This is a genomic window from Leptothoe sp. ISB3NOV94-8A (genome assembly GCF_043421595.1).
GTDB classification, from domain to species: domain Bacteria; phylum Cyanobacteriota; class Cyanobacteriia; order Phormidesmidales; family Phormidesmidaceae; genus Leptothoe; species Leptothoe turfae.
The window spans coordinates 197,240-216,699 of sequence record NZ_JAXSQW010000002.1 but is presented as its reverse complement, the minus strand read 5'-3'; the positions used below and the strand labels follow the sequence as shown (position 1 = coordinate 216,699).

19 protein-coding genes and 1 tRNA gene are annotated in these 19,460 nt (G+C 48.1%); 12 read left to right on the top strand and 8 right to left on the bottom strand.

Annotation, left to right across the window (positions count from 1 at the left end; genetic code table 11):
* Positions 1-149 precede the first annotated feature (149 nt).
* A complete protein-coding gene (locus SPB21_RS31470) occupies positions 150-2,618 on the bottom strand; it encodes an ATP-dependent Clp protease ATP-binding subunit (RefSeq protein WP_163669775.1) in 2,469 nt (822 codons plus the stop codon).
* A 329-nt stretch (positions 2,619-2,947) separates the two neighbouring features.
* Positions 2,948-3,490, bottom strand: a complete 543-nt coding sequence (gene rimI, locus SPB21_RS31465) for a ribosomal protein S18-alanine N-acetyltransferase (protein WP_458789377.1) — start codon at positions 3,488-3,490, stop codon at positions 2,948-2,950.
* A gap of 128 nt (positions 3,491-3,618) precedes the next feature.
* Between rimI and lysA the strand changes: the two genes are divergently transcribed.
* The 8 genes from lysA to arsM all read left to right on the top strand — a co-directional run bounded on the left by lysA (position 3,619) and on the right by arsM (position 11,210).
* Positions 3,619-5,010: a diaminopimelate decarboxylase gene (gene lysA / locus SPB21_RS31460; protein ID WP_499868987.1), complete on the top strand. Its 1,392-nt coding sequence runs from the start codon at positions 3,619-3,621 to the stop codon at positions 5,008-5,010.
* A gap of 395 nt (positions 5,011-5,405) precedes the next feature.
* Entirely contained in the window at positions 5,406-6,260 is an 855-nt protein-coding gene (gene cdaA, locus SPB21_RS31455; RefSeq protein WP_006518533.1) for a diadenylate cyclase CdaA, read from the top strand.
* Between the two features lie 164 nt (positions 6,261-6,424).
* Positions 6,425-6,742 carry a photosynthetic electron transport-dependent transcriptional regulator PedR gene (pedR, locus tag SPB21_RS31450; protein ID WP_163669793.1) on the top strand — a complete coding sequence of 106 codons (318 nt, stop codon included), beginning with the start codon at positions 6,425-6,427 and terminating at the stop codon, positions 6,740-6,742.
* A gap of 123 nt (positions 6,743-6,865) precedes the next feature.
* Positions 6,866-8,146 (top strand): histidine--tRNA ligase, encoded by a 1,281-nt coding sequence (gene hisS, locus SPB21_RS31445; protein WP_499868985.1) that lies wholly within the window; start codon positions 6,866-6,868, stop codon positions 8,144-8,146.
* 59 nt (positions 8,147-8,205) lie between these two features.
* On the top strand, positions 8,206-8,763 hold the full coding sequence (locus tag SPB21_RS31440; RefSeq protein ID WP_163669797.1) for a GNAT family N-acetyltransferase: 558 nt from the start codon (positions 8,206-8,208) through the stop codon (positions 8,761-8,763).
* A 135-nt stretch (positions 8,764-8,898) separates the two neighbouring features.
* Positions 8,899-9,600 carry a DUF5671 domain-containing protein gene (locus SPB21_RS31435; RefSeq protein ID WP_163669799.1) on the top strand — a complete coding sequence of 234 codons (702 nt, stop codon included), beginning with the start codon at positions 8,899-8,901 and terminating at the stop codon, positions 9,598-9,600.
* 48 nt (positions 9,601-9,648) lie between these two features.
* Positions 9,649-10,071, top strand: coding sequence for a hypothetical protein (locus tag SPB21_RS31430; protein WP_163698834.1), 423 nt, complete (start codon positions 9,649-9,651; stop codon positions 10,069-10,071).
* A 170-nt stretch (positions 10,072-10,241) separates the two neighbouring features.
* On the top strand, positions 10,242-11,210 hold the full coding sequence (gene arsM / locus SPB21_RS31425; RefSeq protein ID WP_163669802.1) for an arsenosugar biosynthesis arsenite methyltransferase ArsM: 969 nt from the start codon (positions 10,242-10,244) through the stop codon (positions 11,208-11,210).
* Here the strand turns inward: arsM and SPB21_RS31420 are convergent.
* Positions 11,207-11,779: a PEP-CTERM sorting domain-containing protein gene (locus tag SPB21_RS31420; RefSeq protein WP_499868982.1), complete on the bottom strand. Its 573-nt coding sequence runs from the start codon at positions 11,777-11,779 to the stop codon at positions 11,207-11,209. The two genes, arsM and SPB21_RS31420, sit on opposite strands and share 4 nt — an antisense overlap.
* Before the next feature lie 390 nt (positions 11,780-12,169).
* Between SPB21_RS31420 and SPB21_RS31415 the strand changes: the two genes are divergently transcribed.
* Positions 12,170-12,907, top strand: coding sequence for a succinate dehydrogenase/fumarate reductase iron-sulfur subunit (locus tag SPB21_RS31415; RefSeq protein ID WP_499062015.1), 738 nt, complete (start codon positions 12,170-12,172; stop codon positions 12,905-12,907).
* 89 nt (positions 12,908-12,996) lie between these two features.
* On the opposite strand, the gene SPB21_RS31410 is transcribed toward SPB21_RS31415, so the two are convergent.
* From SPB21_RS31410 to rsfS, 5 genes are all read right to left on the bottom strand, one after another.
* On the bottom strand, positions 12,997-13,554 hold the full coding sequence (locus SPB21_RS31410; RefSeq protein ID WP_499062016.1) for a peroxiredoxin: 558 nt from the start codon (positions 13,552-13,554) through the stop codon (positions 12,997-12,999).
* Between the two features lie 144 nt (positions 13,555-13,698).
* Positions 13,699-13,772, bottom strand: a tRNA-Met gene (locus SPB21_RS31405).
* 127 nt (positions 13,773-13,899) lie between these two features.
* Positions 13,900-14,853, bottom strand: coding sequence for an asparaginase (locus SPB21_RS31400; RefSeq protein ID WP_163669816.1), 954 nt, complete (start codon positions 14,851-14,853; stop codon positions 13,900-13,902).
* A gap of 131 nt (positions 14,854-14,984) precedes the next feature.
* Positions 14,985-15,482 (bottom strand): CGLD27 family protein, encoded by a 498-nt coding sequence (locus SPB21_RS31395; RefSeq protein ID WP_163669818.1) that lies wholly within the window; start codon positions 15,480-15,482, stop codon positions 14,985-14,987.
* Positions 15,483-15,535: 53 nt separating this feature from the next.
* Complete coding sequence (gene rsfS, locus SPB21_RS31390; protein WP_250565759.1) at positions 15,536-15,976, bottom strand: ribosome silencing factor; 441 nt, start codon at positions 15,974-15,976, stop codon at positions 15,536-15,538.
* Between the two features lie 237 nt (positions 15,977-16,213).
* On the opposite strand from rsfS, the gene SPB21_RS31385 reads away from it, so the two are divergent.
* From SPB21_RS31385 to SPB21_RS31375, 3 genes are all read left to right on the top strand, one after another.
* Complete coding sequence (locus SPB21_RS31385) at positions 16,214-17,065, top strand: HEAT repeat domain-containing protein (protein ID WP_163698837.1); 852 nt, start codon at positions 16,214-16,216, stop codon at positions 17,063-17,065.
* An 88-nt stretch (positions 17,066-17,153) separates the two neighbouring features.
* Positions 17,154-17,573, top strand: a complete 420-nt coding sequence (locus SPB21_RS31380) for a peptidylprolyl isomerase (protein WP_499868980.1) — start codon at positions 17,154-17,156, stop codon at positions 17,571-17,573.
* 731 nt (positions 17,574-18,304) lie between these two features.
* A complete protein-coding gene (locus tag SPB21_RS31375) occupies positions 18,305-19,450 on the top strand; it encodes a hypothetical protein (protein WP_163669823.1) in 1,146 nt (381 codons plus the stop codon).
* The last annotated feature ends 10 nt before the right edge of the window (positions 19,451-19,460 follow it).

Sequence of the window (19,460 nt, the reverse complement as noted above, 5' to 3'; positions counted from 1 at the left end):
ACCTGTTTACAATAGTTAATAACTTACTTATTTAAGCGATTATTTAAGCGATATCGTTTCCTCAATCTGGCCCAAGCATGGCCATTAAAAATGACTTCTCGGAACTTTTCCAAGAAGTCATTTGTGAAATGAACTGAGACTAGGGCAGCTTAATCGGCACCTTGGGTAAGTAGCTCACGCTTCTCCTTAGGTGCGATAACGACCTTACCTTTCTCATCCACATCGACGACGGCTGTATCTCCATCCTGTAGACGGCTGGATAGAATCTCCTCTGCTAAGGTGTCCTCTAGCAGACGCATGATGGCGCGACGCAACGGTCGAGCACCGTAGCTGGGGTTGTAGCCCTCTTCCACCAAACGCTCTTTGAACTTGTCCGTTACCTCTAGGGTGATTCCCTGTTCGGTTAACCGACCAAAGACTTCTTTGAGCAGAATATCGGAGATTTCTTTAACCTCAGGCTTAGTAAGCTGACGGAAGACGATGATTTCGTCCAAACGGTTCAAGAACTCAGGACGGAAGTACTGCTTCAGCTCTTCATTAACTAGAGAACGAATGCGGTTGTACTGAGACTCAGCTGCATCTTCCTCTAGCTCAAAGCCAAGGCCACCGCCACCTTTCTCAATAACCTTAGAACCGATGTTGGAGGTCAAAATCAACAAGGTGTTCTTGAAGTCAACTGTACGGCCTTTGGCATCGGTGAGACGGCCATCTTCCAAAATCTGCAACAGCATGTTGAAGACATCGGGGTGGGCCTTTTCAATCTCATCAAAGAGAACGACTGTATAAGGACGACGACGTACAGCCTCAGTCAGCTGACCACCTTCGCTATAGCCGACATAGCCCGGAGGAGAACCAATCAGCTTAGAAACTGTGTGGCGTTCCATAAACTCGGACATGTCAAGGCGAATCATCGCTTCTTCTGAGCCGAAGAAGTAAGCGGCCAATGCCTTGGTTAACTCGGTCTTACCAACACCGGTAGGACCAGAGAAGACAAAGCTCGCAATGGGTCGGTTGGGATTCTTTAAACCCACACGGGCTCGACGAATTGCCCGAGAAATTGCTTTCACAGCTTCATCTTGGCCGATAACGCGCTGATGCAGCGTATCTTCCATGTGAAGCAGCTTCTCAGACTCAGTTTCGGTCAGTTTATTAACCGGTACGCCAGTCCAAGATGCCACGATGTGGGCAATGTCCTCTTCGGTAACCTCAGGAGAATCAGAACTACCAGCTTCATCAGTGCGCTTACTTTGAGCGATCGCACGAATTTCAGCCTTAATTTCCATTTCGCGATCGCGAAGCTCACCCGCTTTGTCAAAATCCTGAGAACGTACCGCATTGTCCTTATCTTTTAGAACACTGCGAAGCTCTCGGTCTAGCTCCTTAGCAGCCGGGGGAAGCTGGGAATTAATCAGTCGTACCCGAGAGCCTGCCTCGTCAATTAAGTCAATGGCTTTATCGGGAAGGAAACGGTCAGAGATATAACGATCCGCCAGCTTGGCCGCAGCTTCCAAGGACTCATCAAGAATCTTGAGCTTATGATGCTGTTCGTAGCGATCGCGTAGACCGTGCAGAATTTCGATGGTTTCCTCAACGCTGGGCTCACCCACCATCACAGGCTGAAAACGACGCTCTAGGGCAGCATCTCGCTCAATGTGCTTACGATACTCATCCAGGGTGGTGGCACCGATGCACTGTAACTCACCCCGAGCCAGGGCAGGTTTGAGGATGTTAGCAGCATCAATAGCGCCCTCAGCAGCACCCGCACCGATCAGGGTATGAACCTCATCGATTACTAGGATGACATTCGCAGCTGAGCGAATTTCATCCATGATTTTTTTCAGGCGCTCTTCAAATTCACCGCGATACTTGGTTCCTGCCACTAACAGACCAATATCCAGGGTGACAACCCGCTTTTCTTCAAGGATATCGGGGACATCACCGTTGGCAATGCGTTGGGCCAAACCCTCGGCAATTGCAGTTTTACCCACACCTGGCTCACCAATGAGGACAGGGTTATTTTTGGTACGACGGCCTAGAATCTGAATAACACGTTCAATTTCTTTTTGACGGCCAACCACAGGGTCAAGCTTGCCCTCTGAGGCCATCTGAGTCAGGTTAGAGCCAAATTCATCCAGGGTGGGCGTCTTCGTTCGACCTTGACTACCACCAGTGGAGACCTCAGCGGTCTCACCTAACATACGAATCACCTGGGTACGAACCTTAGACAGGTCGACACCAAGGTTTTCTAGTACACGGGCAGCCACGCCTTCGCCTTCGCGAATTAGGCCAAGGAGCAGATGCTCAGTACCAATATAGTTATGGCCTAGCTGACGGGCCTCTTCCAGGGACAGCTCTAACACCCGCTTAGCACGTGGTGTGAAGGGAATTTCTACGGCGACGAACCCGGAACCGCGACCGATAATCTTTTCGACCTCGATCCGAGCATCTTTGAGATTTACCCCCATGGACTTCAGAACTTTGGCGGCCACACCGGTACCTTCACCGATGAGACCGAGGAGGATTTGCTCAGTTCCCACAAAGTTATGGCCCAGTCGGCGAGCCTCTTCCTGGGCGAGCATGATCACCTTAATGGCTTTTTCTGTAAAGCGTTCAAACATGGCGGCTTTTCATCACCTGGCTTGTGCGGAGTTGCCATGATTCTAGCACAGCCATTTTTGCTGAAACTGTGCCGGTATTCACGACTTGCAATGGATCTAGCGCTAAAAAAAGACTCACTTAAACAATTTTTGGGTAGATCTGGGAGTGAAGTCAGGCGGCATTGTCCTTGGTCGCGCTCGTTACATCGTGTACCACCGATTACTGACATCCTTAACCAAGATTTAAGCCTGACAGGGCCTTTGTTTAGGGGGCAAACGCCTTGAATTTAGAGATTTTACTCCACAGATTTTCCGTGGCATTACGCACATAAATATTTAATACGTATTAATTAGTGATTGTTACATGGGTGCCATTGGTATTGATGCTGACGAAATGTTTCTGTGCATTCAAGTTCCAAATGCTCTAGCTGTTGTAGAAACTCAGGGTTTTGCAAATGGCTGCGCCATAAAATGAGGGCATTTTCGCCATCCTGGTAATATCGCTTACGTTGTCCGGCTGTGCGAAAGCCAAATTTTTGATACAGACTCAGGGCTTTTTGATTAGACGCTCGCACTTCTAACGTGGCATGGGTGAGTTCGCGTTGACGTGCCAGTTGTAGCAGCTGAATGAGCAAGAGCTGTCCTAAGTATTGGCGGTGATAATCGGGATGAATGGCTAATGTAGTGATATGGGCTTCATCTAGAATGGCCCATAGACAGCCTAGACCAATTACATCTTGATTGGCCAAAAGTACAAGTAGATCGCTATTGGGACTGTCAATTTCGCGTCGGTAGCCAGCTTCAGTCCACAGCCCCCCCAGACAAACCTGATCGAGCCGCAATACAGCAGGCAGCAACTCATCGGTCAAAACTTGGTAGGTCAGTGTTGTCATCACGCGTATGAAAAGGTCCAGGTAAATAGATACTTTCTCAGAAGAAGCCAGAGGGTGATCGGTGACGAATTGTACACTGGAAGCTTGCATTGGGTGATTTCACCCGCTGACAACCTCTGACAATAGCTATGGTTTCCACACTTCCTTCTGCAAATCAAACCACTCGTTCTAGCCTTGACTACCTGGAGACTAACGGGTCTGACTCACCCAATCAGCGGCTTTTACCCCTCAGTGTTCAGGTGAATGAACAGGATCATCTGCAAGTTGGCGGGTGTGATGTCGTCGAGCTAGTTAAGGAGTTTGGCTCTCCGTTATACATTCTTGATGAAGTGACGCTGCGAACGGCATGTCAGCAGTATCGTCAGGCATTTGACCAATACTATCCGGGAGAGGCTCTAGTGATGTACGCCTCAAAGGCATGGAACTGTTTGGCGGTGTGTGCGATCGCAACCCAAGAGGGCCTAGCCGTGGATGTGGTATCAGGGGGGGAACTCCTAACGGCGCTAACAGCTGGCGTTAATCCAGATAAGCTTTACTTTCACGGTAACAACAAATCCCACGGTGAGCTGCAACGAGGCATTGACGCAGGCTGCCGCATTGTTGTCGATAACTGGCATGAGCTTAAAACCCTCAGCGCGCTAGCCAGTCCGCAAACCCCCGCAACTATTCTGCTACGAATCACACCAGGCATTGAATGCCACACCCACGACTATATTCGCACCGGACACATCGATAGCAAGTTTGGCTTTGATCCCGATCAATTAGAAGAAGTCTTTACCTTCGTAGCTCAGCAGTCATCATTAGTTTGTGTTGGTCTGCATGCCCATATCGGCTCTCAAATTTTTGAGCTACAGCCCCATGAAGATTTATCTGCTGTCCTTGTAACTTGGATGGAAGCAGCAAAACGCCATGGTTTACCCATTAGTGAACTCGATGTGGGGGGTGGCCTTGGCATTCGCTACACCGAAACCGACGATCCACCCAGCATTACTGATTGGGCACAGGTCGTTTGCGAAAACATGATCAAAGCTTGCCAAGAGGCCAATGTGGCTTTACCCAAATTAATCTGCGAGCCAGGACGTTCTCTCATTGGCACAGCTTGTATCACCGCTTATACCATCGGTGGCCAGAAGACTGTCCCCGGTATTCGTGCCTATGCTGCGGTAGATGGCGGTATGTCTGACAATCCTCGTCCGATTACTTATCAGTCGCTTTACCGAGTGTTAGCGGCTAACAAAATGTCAGCCCCCCTCAGTGAAACCGTTACCTTGGCAGGTAAACACTGCGAATCGGGAGATGTGCTGATTCACGATGCCCAGCTGCCTGTTTTAGTGGCGGGCGACATCGTCGCTATTCCCGCCACTGGAGCTTACAACTACAGCATGGCCTCCAACTACAATCGCGTTCCTCGACCAGCAGCCGTATTGGTGCAAAACGGTGAGGCCTCATTAATAGTAGAGCGAGAAACCGATGCAGACTTAATCCGCTACGACCGTCTCCCCAGCTATTTGAGGAGCTGAGCTTGGCTATCTGGCGGTCAATGGAGCTGTTGCCTAGAATAGAAGCCAAGATACATGCTGCGGGCCATCTTGGGTAGTCTTTACAGTAGCCGCCGCTTTAGCAATGAATCGTCCACAGTTATTAACGCTATCTGTGGCGTCTTATCCTGTAAATCCTGATTTTTGAACTGGGTGCATCCTGAGATCTGCCGTGGCATCTCGTAAATGCAATTAGAGGAAGCGTTGGTTACCTTGGCAGGCCAACAACCAGGGTCCTTCTCAAAGCGATATGCAGGATACGTAGCCCCCGCTACCGTGATTAGAAGAACGGTTTGAATGCTAAAGCCGAGCGTCTAACGCAATGTCTAACGCACTATTTAGATCCTTATATTGAAAACCCAGGTTGGGGCTGACATTTGCTAGGTCTGTTCATCCATATCATCGATATTGCCCTTGTTCTCGTTCTCATCTACCTAATGCTGGTGGTTATTGGCGAGCGCCGTAACCTATGGATGATTCGAGGACTGATTGTGCTGATGCTGGCAGCCGTTCTTAGCCATGCGCTAAAGCTATCGCTGCTTGGTTTTGTGCTGACTAATTTATCCTTTGGGGCCGCTGTGGCCATGGCCCTGATGCTACAAGCAGAAATTCGTCGATTTTTAGAACTTTTGGGACGGGGCGAACTTATTCAGCTGTTTTCTCCCACCAGTCGCCCCACATCCAGGCCAGACGGTGTGATTGATGAACTGGTGGATGCCGTTCGGGAACTCTCTCAAAAACGTACGGGAGCGCTGATGATTTTAGAACTTGGCCCCCCCATTGATGAAAATGATTTCTCGGTTCCTGGAGTACGGCTGAACGCCGATCTATCCAAGGAACTGATTCAGACTATTTTCCAAACCAGTACCTTGCTCCATGACGGTGCCATTCTCATCCGTGCTTCTCGGATTGTAGCCGCCGGGGTCATTCTGCCCATTTCAGAAAGAATTGCCTCAAGACAGTTGGGGACTCGCCACAGGGCAGCCATGGGGATTACTGAACGCATTGAAAATTGCCTGTGTATAGTCGTTTCTGAAGAAACGGGTTCTATTTCCATTGCTCAACGGGGTCGCCTGAATCGCCCCCTGACTAGCAACCGATTGAGGGAGCTACTACAGGAACAATTCACACCGCTGGTGGAAAGCGACACTGTTGCCCCCGAATTGCTCAATCTCGGTCGTCGGTTGACCGGGCTATGGAAATGGGCTGGGCAATTGCTGGATAGACGTTAGATATCTGGATGTCTAGAGTTTTCCAAGTTTATTTTAGATCTCTGCTCAGGCCGTTACAAATGGGGCAGATTAAGTAAAAAAGCTAACAAACACGCCTCATCTTAAAAATGGTTATGATGTAATAAGCACTAAGCATATATACGCAGTGAGTGAAGGGTACTTCCATGTCAGCCAGCCAATCTTCCCAGGAAAAAGAGCAAACTCCCTTGTCAGAACGGGAATTGCAGATTGTTGAGCTGGTTGCCGCTGGCTTAACTAATCAAGAAATCTCAACTGAGCTTGATATTAGTAAGCGCACCGTTGATAACCACATCAGTAATGTTCTAAATAAAACAGCCACCGGTAATCGGGTGGCATTGGTCCGTTGGGCTCTGAAATGGGGCAAGGTCTGTATCGATGACGTTAACTGTTGCAACCTGCCCACTACTAATGGTCATAATGATCAGCATCTCTCCAATGGCCAGCAGGAGCTAGTGTCTTAAACCAAAGTTGCCATCTGTGGTCTTTTCTGCAGAAAAATCTAATTCTGGTTGTGGATAAAGTTTAAGCTGGCGATCATTTGATAGGGTGGGCAATGCCCACTGCAAATTTTTAACAGTTCACTAATGAGCAATATCCAGGCACTGCGAGGTACCCGTGACATTCTGCCCGATGAGGTAACGGTGTGGCAGCATGTGGAATCAGTAGCTCGTGATATTCTCAATCGCGCTGCCTATCGAGAAATTCGCCCACCCATGTTTGAGCAAACAGAGTTGTTTGCTCGGGGCATTGGTGAGGCCACCGATGTCGTTGGTAAGGAAATGTACTCCTTTGAAGATCGGGGGGGACGTTCCATTACACTGCGGCCAGAAATTACTGCTGGTCTTGTGCGGGCCTTTATTGGTAATAAGTTGTACGCAAGCGGCGGTGTACAGCGTCTATGGCATACGGGGCCAGCCTTTCGTTATGAGCGTCCTCAAAAAGGGCGGCAGCGACAGTTTCATCAGCTAGATGTAGAAATTTTGGGTAGTCGCGATCCACGGGCGGATGTGGAGGTAATTGCGATCGCAACCGACATCCTCCAAAGCCTGGGTTTAAAGTCTCTGACCTTGGATCTCAACTCAGTCGGTAGCGGAGCCGATCGCCAAGTCTATCGCGATGCTTTAGTGAACTACCTCACCCCTTACAGAGATGAACTTGACGGTGATTCCCAAGCTCGCCTAACGCGAAACCCCCTGCGTATTCTGGATAGTAAAGACAGTCGCACCCAGGAAATTGTCAACGATGCCCCCAGTTTGCTGGATCATCTGAGTGATGATTCCCAGCGTCACTTTAACCAGGTGCAACAGCAGCTCAGTGCCCTGGGCATTGACTTCACTATTAATCCTCGGTTAGTGCGAGGTCTCGACTACTACACCCACACTGCCTTTGAAATTATGTCAGCGGATCTTGGAGCCCAGGCTACAGTCTGCGGTGGTGGTCGCTATGATGGTTTAGTCCAACAATTGGGCGGCCCAGATGTTCCGGCCATTGGCTTTGCCATTGGTTTAGAACGACTCACCATTCTGCTTCAGCAACTGCAAAGTACACCGGTCCCTGCCTTAGATTTCTACATCGTTTCCCGGGGTGAAAAAGCAGAGCCTGCGACTACAGTCCTTGCTCAGAAGCTTCGCCATGCAGGATTTTCGGTAGAAATCGACTTGAGTGCTAGTGCCTTTGGTAAACAGTTTAAGCGGGCTGATCGCAGCGGCGCTATTGGCTGTTTGATTCTGGGGGACGCCGAAGCTGAAGCGAACACTGTACAGCTAAAGTGGCTGAGTTCGGGAGACCAGTCAGAACTGTCTCAAACTGATTTAATTAGACAGGCTGACAGTCTAAAAAACAAACTTACAACCTTGCGCCAGTAATAAAATTAGATCTATTAGCCCATGTATAGACGTTGCCTGCAACGTCTCTTCACCCATTTATGTCAAGACTAGAGGTCACCACCACCTATCTAGAAATGCTGTCCGTGAGTCAGATTAACCCTGCCTCGCCCACGCACATCACCCTGACAGAAGCTGTTGTCCCATGTCCAGAATTCCAACGATTCCTTTACACCGCAGTGGGAGGATCATGGTACTGGATGGACCGCCTGCGTTGGACCTACCAACAGTGGGCCGATTATCTCAACCAAGAGTCCGTTTGTGTCTGGGTTGGCTATGTCAACGGTGTACCAGCAGGCTACTTTGAGCTGTCAAAACAACCCGATCTCAGTGCCAAAATTGAGTATTTTGGTCTCTTGCCTCAATTTATTGGTCAAGGCCACGGGGGCTATCTTCTAACCCTGGCTCTCAAAACAGCCTGGGAACTCACCTCAACACGGGTCTGGGTGCATACCAACTCCATTGATGGTCCCCATGCCCTAAAAAATTATCAGGCGCGGGGGTTGGTCATTTATGACCAACAGCAACATATTTTTGACTTGCCCCAAAGCTCACCAGGGCCATGGCCTGGAGCCCGTAGCCCTCACCAAAAGCACTAGGCACAATTCCTTCAGAGACAATTACTCCAGAGACAATTACTCCAGAGACAATTACTAAGAAATATCCTCACTTCCGTCACAGGCTCCAATGGCGATGCTAGCGTAAACGGAATCAAAGGCTAATTTAGAGTGTCCATGGCCCAAGATCCATCTAACGATATATCCGATAACTCTCCTCAGACCCCATTAAACCAGCCTAAAAATCGTTCAGAGCTGGTAAATTTTATCGCAGCCGCTCGCAGTCGGGGAGCCTCCGATGAGTTTATTAGTAGCCTACTACGCAATTTTGGTTGGCCCCAAAGAGAGATTGAGCGTGCCTATTTTGTCGTCTATGAAGAATTCGTGGGCATGCCCATTCCTGCGCCCTCGGGTGGTCAAGGGGAAGCAGCGCGAGATGCCTTTATCTATCTGCTTTCGTTTGTCACGTTAGGAATTTGGACCCAAGCACTGGGAGAAATTGGGTTTATTTTGATCAATCACGTCATCCCAGATCCCTTAAGCCGTTCCTATGGCGACTCATCGTTTCAGGTGGCCTTTTGTCTAGCCCGTCTGTTGGTGGCCTATCCGGTATATCTGCTATTGATGCGCAGAATTCTCAAGGACCTGTCTGTATATCGCGAAAAAACCTACTCCGGTGTCCGCAAATGGCTCACCTATATTGCCCTACTCATCGTTGCATTGGTGGGCATCGGTACCTTAATGGCGTTTCTCACTTCGTTTTTGCGCGGCGAATTAACTCCACGGTTTTTGCTCAAAGTGCTGGTTATTTTAGTCATTGACGGCAGCGTCTTAGCATATTACTACCAATGGGTTCAACGACGTCCAGCTCAGATTTAACTCAACGTCTACCGTCAGATGGGCTATGCCCACCTCGCTTTGCAAACTATGAACCATTCAGCATTTGATCGTACCTTTGCCACCCTCGCTACTGTGGCTGTCGCTGCTGGTGCAGCGGCTGGTTTTTGGGTGTTGGGCACACCAGGTCAGCAGCGTCTGATCATGAGTGACCGACAGCGATTGGAAGATTTGAATGCGATCGCAAATACCCTTTATTGGCAAAATCAAGACCAGGAAGAATACGTCCTACCCGACACCCTAAACCCGGATGATCAGCGTCAAGATCCCATTACTCAAGAGCCCTATGGCTATAGCAAAGTTGACGAGAGTCTATACCAGCTCTGCGCTAATTTTGCCACCGATAGCAGCACCCACAAGTTAGCCAATGCCAATAACGAAAACTGGCAACACCCTGAAGGATTTCACTGCTTCGAATTAGAAATTAGTCAACAGCCCCCCTCTCTCTATTAACCATTTCAAGATTAGAGAAATTAGACAATCTATGGCATGATCCAAAGCCATCACGACAGGTTCAGCCGATTTTCAGGAGATTTTCAGCTGTGTAGGCGTTAATAACAGCAGCCTAACCGCCTAAAATCAGACCTCTATCTCACCCCTTCGTTTTCTTCTAGGAGAATTACATGAGCTACCTTGAAACCACAGCTAAGTTCTATAGTGACGTGGCCGAAGACCCCATGGTAGGACTGTGCTGTGTTCAGAGCACCCCATTGCAGCTACCGGACTTAAATGTTCCTACCCTGATGCAGGAAATGAACTACGGTTGCGGTACAACCGTCCATCCGTCCGAATTATCAGGTGACCCTACCGTGCTCTATGTTGGCGTTGGTGGTGGCATTGAAGCCTTACAATTTGCCTATTTTTCACGGCGGCCCCAGGGGGTCATTGCTGTGGATCCTGTAGATGCGATGAGGGATGCAGCCCAGCGCAATCTAGCCATCGCTGCCGAAGAAAACGACTGGTTTGACCCCAGCTTTGTCGACATTCGTAAAGGTGATGCATTCGATTTGCCCATCCCCGACAATTCCGTCGATGTGATGGCACAGAACTGTCTGTTCAACATTTTTGAACCGGCGGATCTAGTACGGGCTCTAAAAGAAGCCTATCGAGTGATTAAACCTGGCGGTCGTTTGGTCATGAGTGATCCCATTGCCACCCGCCCAATCCCCCCCCACTTGCAAGCAGACGAACGGTTGCGGGCTCTATGCCTGTCGGGAGCCCTCACCTATAACGAGTATATTCAGGCCTTAATTGACACGGGTTTTGGCCAGGTGGAAATCCGAGCCCGTCGCCCCTACCGTCTACTGGGTAAAGAAACCTACAACCTAGATCAACCCCTATTGCTAGAAAGCTTAGACTCAGTTGCGTTCAAGGTTCCCCTTCCTCCTGATGGAGCCTGTGTCTTTACTGGCAAAACAGCTGTCTATGCTGGCACAGAAGAGTACCTTGACGATCAGTCCGGACATATCATGCAGCCAGGCATTCCCCTGGCAGTATGCGATAAAACTGCAGCTAACCTGGCCAGCAAGTTCCCTAATGAGATTGTTTTAACCCCATCCACCTGGTTCTATGACGGAGGGGGGTGTTGCTAACCTAGACGGCGCGTTAGCCAGCAGCCACAGCCCACTGTGGCAAAGCCTAACCAAACAGACGGCTCTGGCACCGACTGCCTATTTGGACTAGTCGAGTTGTGGGGCAATGCATGATTAACAGTATCTCCTCGGTAAAGATTTGCCCCCACAACATATCCAAATTCATTGTTGTCAATCGCAAATCCATCCACTGCGACATCGTTAATAAGCGGAATTTCCGCAGGGTTATTACCTAAACGAGAAACGATATAGGTGATACCCATAAACTGGCCATCTTGAAAGTTGACTTTTGGAGAGTTGGCATCAATATCTAAAACATCATTGTCATCAGTAAATGTGATGCCACCAAAATCAAAGATAATTGACGTAGGCCGAACCGTTTCGTAACTCTCTTTCAGTAAATTCGTGACATCAACGGATGTTAACCCTATATAGCGCTCTCCTGCGAGGGGGCCGGATGTAACATCTACAGTGAAGTCATAGGAAACAGTGTGAGCAAAAGCTACTTGTGCCTTAAAGAATGTCAATATGGCAGTTGTTGCCGCCATCAAACAAACGCGATTCATCATGACAAGATTACCTTAGCTCAGTCAATTTATGGTCTCTAAACATCTTTAAATCCTGTATGTATACCCTAAAGGAGAGTCATAACAAAAACGCCAGTAACAACAAGGAAATTTGATGAGTGTTTACTTAAACTTGTAGTCAACTATTCTGAAAAATTGCGGACTTGAAAAACAAGAGGTAGTCCAACAAAAGATATTAAGTACTATTTTTTTCAGCCTAATGTCGGATTACATAATAGTTGTGGCAGTCATGAAGCCCTGGGCGTACTATTGAACTGTTGGCAAACAAATCTGCCTTGTGTCTAGCAACAGCTATGTGCGCCAAGCTATAAGTTCTGAGCGGCACCGTAGATCTCAGGGCTATGTATTCCATCGATAAAACAATGACGAACAATGCAGCTAAAGCTTAAGGTTTGGCGACAGGCAGCTCCTGATCAATCAGGGCATATAGAGGACTATCGCCTTTCAGGCGTATCCCCCGATATGTCCTTTCTAGAATTACTTGATTTACTCAATGAACAGCTCACAGCCTCGGGGCAAGAGCCGGTGGAGTTTGATCACGATTGTAGAGAGGGAATTTGTGGCTCTTGTGACCTAATGATCAATGGTCAGGCCCATGGACCAGAGCTGCGTACGGCTACTTGCCAACTGTATATGCGTAACTTCAAAGATGGGGATACCATCGTCATCGAGCCTTGGAGGGCTCAGGCATTCCCAGTTGTTAAAGACTTAGTGGTAGATCGCAGTGCGTTGGACCGGATCATGGCAGCCGGGGGCTTTGTATCTGTAAAAACCGGGTCTGCGCCTGAAGCTAATAGCCTTCCTGTTGCCCCTGGTAAAGCGCAAACTGCCTTTGATTATGCCACTTGTATTGGCTGTGGAGCCTGTGTAGCGGCTTGCCCCAATGCGTCTGCCGCCCTATTTACTGCGGCGAAGGTGGCTCATCTGTCTTTACTTCCCCAGGGACATCCCGAACGCCGTCAGCGTGTCATCAACATGACTGAACAAATGACAGCCGAAGGCTTTGGTGATTGCTCTAACCACGGAGAATGTCAGGCGGTCTGTCCTAAGGGAATTTCGATTGATGCGATCGCAACCATGCGCCGCGAATACCTCAAGACCATTTTTTAAGGCCTATCACCCAATCGTGGGTTGTCCAAATCGTAAAGCCATACCCCAAATCGTGTGGGGACGTTCCATGGAACGTCCCCACACGATTATTAGGCCTGGAGTTCGTCCAATCGGGCCAGGACTTCTTGGCTATGAATTGCCGGGCGCACACCGAGAAAACGCTCGCGCATGGTCCCATCCGGATCAATTAGATAAGTATGGCGCATCGACATGGGTTTCATCCAAGACCCATAGGCACGGCTCACCGCACCATCAGTATCTGCCAGTAAGGGAAACTTTAAGCCTTCGGAATCACAAAATTCAGCATGGCTATCCACATCGTCAGCACTGACACCAATAACCTGGGTCTTGCGCTCAATAAACTCTGGTAAATCTCGCTGAAAGCGTTGTGCTTCCAACGTGCAACCAGGGGTAAAGTCCTTGGGGTAGAAATAAAGAACAACCCACTGTCCCAAGTAATCTGTTAGGGAAATTTCCCCATCGCCTACATTTGTGGGGAGCGTAAAGGCAGGAGCAGGCTCCCCCAACGGTACTTGTTCACCACCGAGAGCTTGGGCCGGTAATGATGGCCCTAAAATCAGCACCCCCACCAAGAGCACCGACAAAGCCAGACGGTAAATACAACGACGGACAAACGAAAGGGTCATAACAAACAACAGCAAAGCAAATACTTTACTTAAGTTAACATTTCTGGCCAAGCCCACAGGTTGTCTCAAACACTAAGGAAATTAGATGAGATACACAAAAAAATAAGGTTCGAAGTTAAACTTCGAACCTTATTTTTTCTTAAGTGGCGGGGGCCGGATTTGAACCAACGACCTTCGGGTTATGAGCCCGACGAGCTACCAGACTGCTCTACCCCGCGTCAGCGCTTTACTACTATAGCTATGGGTTGTGTAAAGTGCAATACTTTTTTGCCATTAATTTTTGATCCCCAGATTTTTTCATATCTAATTCTGCCAAAAGCCCATGACAGTAGGCTTTTCAAGAAACTAAACAAGGTCAATTTCACCAACCATATCGAGCCGCTTGTAGTCGCTCAAATTTAAATAGGTTTCGGCCATCGTGTCGGCAATATCTGGAGAAATCCATCCCAACTGTCGTAAAACATGGAGAGCCGCTGCATATTTAGCCCGCTTAGAGCCATCCACGACCTTCAGGGCTACCCCCAAGCCTTCCCCTACTCGACTCATACATTGAATCCCTTCTGCCCCAGACTTACTGAGAATTTCGCCATGGGTCAAGCACATTAATTCCGTATCAAATCCGCCGGGGCCTGATACCATCTCCGGATGGTGTGTCATGGCTCGCACAACTCGCTCCATCTCCAGGTTTTCTCCTGACGCCAATTTGGCATACAGCGTTGCCATTTGTCGCAGCTGCATGAAATAGGTGGGAGCACCACAGTCATCGTGGGCGCAAATAAACTCGTCAGATGGCATTCCCAATAAACTGGCAAAGCGATTGAGAATCAGCTGTTGCAAAGGATGATTGCGGTTCAGATAGGTATTGAGTTCCCATCCTTGCTGTTTACAGCATGCCAGCATGCCAGCATGCTTACCTGAACAGTTGTGTTCCAACGGGCTCTTCTTGCCATCGGGCACCGGACATCGTAAACACGTAGGTTCTAAATCAGCACGCCACAAAATGCCAAATACTTGCCGGGCCTGGTGGGTCAGGCCTTGGTGAGAACCACAGATAATGGCCAAATCTTTGTCAGTAAGCTTAAACGCATCCAAAGCCCCTGTAGATGCAATAGCCATCGCTTGGAAGGGCTTCAGGGCAGAACGTATAAAGCTGGCATTATCTGCATCACCAGCTCCTGATAGTAGTCTCCCGCGACTATCAGCCACTGCCGCGTGGACCTGATGAACAGACTCGACAATCCCTTCTCTCAACAGTTGGACTGCCAATGGAGTAGTGGAGATACGGCTTGGCCTAGGCATAAATTTTGATTGAAACAGCTAGAAAATGACGATATATAAGATATACAAAGATACCGGACCATCTGAACCGGGATCAGAATACACCGATAAAAACTGAATACCTGACTTATCTTGGCAAAACAGGAAAATAGTTAGAGGAGCGACCACCCCAGAATACTGGTTGCCAGGCAGCTGGCTATGATACCAAAGGTTTTTCTCAGGCGACTTAAGATTGGTTTCACCTGGTAATCCACGATCAGGCAATCGCGATTGAATACATCATCAGGCTTAGTCCATATCTGACCGTCATACCAACCCGACTCTTCGTAGGGCAGGTCCCTGATTTGCAAGCGATGACCCACATGGGACCAACCCACATAAAGCTGTAGCAACGTTAGCGTTGGTATCACCAAAGCTCCCAATGAGGCACTCACCAAAAACTGAGTCAAAAATTTGGTTGGAGCAAAACTGGCAGCGGCAATCGGTGCGGAGACTAACCAACTGAGCCCCCAAACCACTAGAACAGGGACGGTGTAACCACGCAAACTACGGGCACCCCAGCTATAAAACCAGGACTCCCGCATTTCCTCATATTCTCGAATAGGCAGCTGCTCAGCAGGAACAGGACAGCGTGGTGCAGAGCGTTTCATGGCCAATGGTTACGTTTTAATAACTTCATCATAGGATAAGCACTCGCTTTGGCCTATTGCCCCATGCCAGGGGAGGGCGTAGGAATAAACTCAATGCGCTTAACGTGGCCCCAGAATGCCTCAAGATCGTAATATTCGCGCTCACGTGGCTGAAAAATGTGGGCAATGACGTCACCGTAGTCATAAATCACCCATTTCCCTTCTTCAACGCCCTCTGTACGTAGAGGAGAGCGGCCATGGTCCGTTTCGATGGTGGACTCAATGGAGCGGGCAATCGCACGAACCTGGACATTGGTAAACCCAGTGGCAATTACAAAGTAATCAGCTAGATAGGACGCATCGCCCACCTGTAGGATAGAAATATCCTCTGCTTTCCGGTCATCGGCGGCATTGGCAATGGCTGTCGCCAGCTCTAATGCCTTTTCGTCTATTTGTTCCGTTGCGATCGCATCTACACTATTTCCTGATGTATCCAATCTAAGTGCCTCAGTCAAAGATAATAAGCTCCCTCATCAAATCAACAATATCTACACGGTAATGCAAATTATTTGAAGCAGAACACATTCAGCAATTCTGCAGTCAATAGTGTAACGAGGTGTAATACATTACCAGTGGGTGTACCTAATGGCCATTACCGATGTCAAACTTTGGCATCATAGGGGATAATCCATCTGATTTTAGGGGATAATCCATCTGATTTAGAAAGTGAACCTACATGAGGAAGCGCTGTTATGGCGACGCAAGCAGGGATAGGCGTATTAATTGGATTGGGGATCGGTTCGGGTGTAACCGCCTTCTTAATGCAACGCATTATTCGTCGCCAGGATAATGCCTTACAGCAATCCATTAATCGCTTGAACCGCATCCAGGAAGATCATGCCCAAGATTTAAATGCAGCCCTGGAAAAAATGGCCGCTGACTACGAACAGCAATTGGCCGCCAAAATTGAGCGTTACCAAGACACCCATGAAGAACAACTCACCGAGCTAGACGCCGAATACGAAGCGCGTATTGCAGCATTGACCGGCATTGGCTTTCAAGAAGAAACCAATGCAGTGCCAGAAACGACGGCAGATGCAGTCAACGAGGTTTCAGCGCCCCCAATTGAAGCCACTCAACCCATTCCAGAACAAACCTTTACACCCATTCCAGATCCCTGGGCAGAGAGCAACAATCCACCTGGAGCCACATCTGAACCCGCTACCCCCCCAGAGACAGTGGCCACAACCTCGGTTGAGACAACGACTGCACCTGGCCAGCCCAACGCCAGCCAGAATACCCAACTGACTCAAACCGCAGCTGAACTAGGTAAAACCGCCGCCCTCAATCGTAAGGAAGCTATTCGCGCTGTCCCCCAGCTTGGCAAGCTCACCAAAGATGTCGATGCTGATGTTCGTCTAGCAGCCATTACAGCCCTTCAAGAATCTGGTTCCATCAAGGCAATTCCCTTTCTGCGGCAGGCACTTAGAGATACTGACAGCCGTGTTGTAGCTGCTGCCAGTGCCGCCCTCAATCGCTTTAAAGGCAGCAAGAAACCTGCGCCAAAAGCTAAAAAAACTAACAAAACCAAACGTCGTCGATAAGATATCTGCAACTCAGCTTGAGCCAAACTACGCTTGCTGCCATCATAGGCAAAGGTTTTAACCCGCTTTGCTATACGAGGATGCCTGCATGACTAAAGCAATCATGGAAACCGCGAAGGGAACTATCAATATCGACTTTTTCGATAACGATGCTCCCAATACAGTTGCAAACTTTGTCAAACTTGCCAAAGACGGATTCTACGACGGGCTCAATTTCCACCGCGTCATCCCCAACTTTATGATTCAGGGCGGTTGTCCCAATGGTACTGGGACTGGTGGCCCTGGCTATAAAATCAAGTGTGAAATCAACCCTAACAAGCACGAGGCAGGCAGTCTATCCATGGCCCATGCCGGTCGTGATACAGGAGGTAGTCAGTTCTTCATATGCCATTCTCCTCAACCTCACCTGGATGGAGTTCACACAGTCTTTGGTAAAACCACAGATATTGATGTTGTTAATGCCATTAAGGGTGGCGATAAGATAGTGTCCGTGACCATTCAAGACTAAAACTATTGCTTTGGTGGCCCAGCCGCTAATGATTAATAGCTTTAAACTACAGCCCTGTCTCTTCATTGGTCATGAAAAGACAGGGCTAGTTTTTTAGAGGCCCATTAATGTCATACCAAATCCGAATTTATTCACCCTGATTAAAAATGGACAATCCTGTAGGGGCAATGCCTTAGGGATGCCCTTCGGTATCGGGCGTTACTAGTCAGAATTTCGTATAAGTCAATAGATAAGTCAATGCATTTAAAATAAACTCCATAAGTTTCCGTTCAACTAATTGAACGGTTCAATAGAACACATCTGAATAGAGTGTTCGGGAGTAAGATAGCTAACCAAGCCCCACAGAATTTACTAACAATAGAGAGAGTAATCTCAAACTCCTATTGTGCAATATGCTATCTCTTCATTTTTGGCCGATATGTTATTTAGATCTCTGTTTTTAAATAATTTCATTCCCTCTCATTCTTCTCATTAAACGCAGTCTTTTGTCTTATATTTCTCATCTTTAGAGAGATATCTAAATACCGAGTGATTTGACCCTGTTTTTGTCTTGCACTATCAGGATTTCTACGATTAGTATAGCTGTAAGATTCGTAATCTTTAACACAGCGTATTCCTATGGCTAACATCAAAAAAACACTCAGTATTGTATTGAGGATGGTAAAAACTATCGGAGTCGCTTTTGGTGATTGGAAAACGAGTTTTTCCTTATAGTTTTTTGATGAATAGTCATGGTTGAGATACCCTGTGATTCCCCGCCAGCTTCAGAAAAACTGAATATTGACCTACTTAAAATTTGGCTGATCCGCTATCTGCCCAAGCTGGGATTAATCTCTTTGCAAGCACATAGCCATGTGAAGGCACGTCTTGCTGTTGCCGTGTCAGCCGAAGCCCGTCAAGAAACCCGTAGAAAAGTTTTGGGAAACCTAACAGCCCACTGCACAATGTCAGGGTTAAGGGCGCAACATCTGATGATGGATAGCCATATGCCATTGCAAATTCTTGAAGCTCAAAAAATCACTCATCAGATAGTGGCTATCTATCAATACTTAATGGAAGCCTATGTGAGAGATTTTGTATTTGCCCCGGTCTTGCACCATTTGCACACTACTGATAGTAAACAGGTAGTTGCACTTCAGATACTGCCCAAGTTTCATCAATTGATGCAAGGATTAGCGCCGTTGCTCAAGGGTTTACAATCTCTGATTTCAACATCTACCAATCTTCGTGCCATTGGCTTTTTAAGTACACAGATTCATCTATCTCGACAACGGATCTTAAGTCGTTTAGATGTTTATGAGCGCATCTGGCTCTCTCCATATTTGCAACTGACTGAAGAATTGCTGTGTATGCCTTGGCAGCGCGTATGCATAGCAGCAGGTAACCATTCATCCAACAGCCCGGCAGCAGCACTTGTGACCAAAATGTTGCCCCTGACGGAACCTATTGCCAGTGCGGTTTATCATCGAGCATTACGCACTTTTCCAAATCATGTTAGTCGTCAGGGTTGCATCCAGTCAGATCCGGTGCAAACCTCCAGTGTTCGCGATCTGAGCATGTTTCAAACCTACATCTGGCTCTCTTTGCTGGAGGGCAATATATCGGTTATTAAAAATGAGCTTCTGCCTCTATGTCTTTTAGTCTTCCCATGTTCCAAAGTTAGCTGGCAATTTGTGCAGTATGGGATTCAGTGGCTTAGTGAAGAGATTTACTTGCACCTCACATCTCCAGAAACACTCATGTTTTCTAGCTACATTAAACCCATTCAACGACTGTTTAAGCAGGCTGACCCAGATCAGATTGATCTGGTGAAAGTCAACAGCAAGTTAACGATAAAAACCATGGGGCATCAACTTCAGCCGGTAAGTCTTGGCTAAGTAGTATTGC

What these genes read in the sequence shown, in the direction of transcription:
- pedR (WP_163669793.1), top strand. Translation starts at nt 6,425, where the DNA reads ATGTCAGCCAGCCAATCTTCCCAGGAAAAAGAGCAAACTCCCTTGTCA.
- SPB21_RS31410 (WP_499062016.1), bottom strand. Translation starts at nt 13,554, where the DNA reads ATGACCCTTTCGTTTGTCCGTCGTTGTATTTACCGTCTGGCTTTGTCG.
- SPB21_RS31430 (WP_163698834.1), top strand. Translation starts at nt 9,649, where the DNA reads ATGAACCATTCAGCATTTGATCGTACCTTTGCCACCCTCGCTACTGTG.
- SPB21_RS31420 (WP_499868982.1), bottom strand. Translation starts at nt 11,779, where the DNA reads ATGATGAATCGCGTTTGTTTGATGGCGGCAACAACTGCCATATTGACA.
- SPB21_RS31380 (WP_499868980.1), top strand. Translation starts at nt 17,154, where the DNA reads ATGACTAAAGCAATCATGGAAACCGCGAAGGGAACTATCAATATCGAC.
- SPB21_RS31470 (WP_163669775.1), bottom strand. Translation starts at nt 2,618, where the DNA reads ATGTTTGAACGCTTTACAGAAAAAGCCATTAAGGTGATCATGCTCGCC.
- lysA (WP_499868987.1), top strand. Translation starts at nt 3,619, where the DNA reads ATGGTTTCCACACTTCCTTCTGCAAATCAAACCACTCGTTCTAGCCTT.
- SPB21_RS31375 (WP_163669823.1), top strand. Translation starts at nt 18,305, where the DNA reads ATGGTTGAGATACCCTGTGATTCCCCGCCAGCTTCAGAAAAACTGAAT.
- rimI (WP_458789377.1), bottom strand. Translation starts at nt 3,490, where the DNA reads ATGACAACACTGACCTACCAAGTTTTGACCGATGAGTTGCTGCCTGCT.
- SPB21_RS31400 (WP_163669816.1), bottom strand. Translation starts at nt 14,853, where the DNA reads ATGCCTAGGCCAAGCCGTATCTCCACTACTCCATTGGCAGTCCAACTG.
- SPB21_RS31435 (WP_163669799.1), top strand. Translation starts at nt 8,899, where the DNA reads ATGGCCCAAGATCCATCTAACGATATATCCGATAACTCTCCTCAGACC.
- SPB21_RS31385 (WP_163698837.1), top strand. Translation starts at nt 16,214, where the DNA reads ATGGCGACGCAAGCAGGGATAGGCGTATTAATTGGATTGGGGATCGGT.
- SPB21_RS31440 (WP_163669797.1), top strand. Translation starts at nt 8,206, where the DNA reads ATGTCAAGACTAGAGGTCACCACCACCTATCTAGAAATGCTGTCCGTG.
- SPB21_RS31395 (WP_163669818.1), bottom strand. Translation starts at nt 15,482, where the DNA reads ATGAAACGCTCTGCACCACGCTGTCCTGTTCCTGCTGAGCAGCTGCCT.
- arsM (WP_163669802.1), top strand. Translation starts at nt 10,242, where the DNA reads ATGAGCTACCTTGAAACCACAGCTAAGTTCTATAGTGACGTGGCCGAA.
- SPB21_RS31415 (WP_499062015.1), top strand. Translation starts at nt 12,170, where the DNA reads ATGCAGCTAAAGCTTAAGGTTTGGCGACAGGCAGCTCCTGATCAATCA.
- hisS (WP_499868985.1), top strand. Translation starts at nt 6,866, where the DNA reads ATGAGCAATATCCAGGCACTGCGAGGTACCCGTGACATTCTGCCCGAT.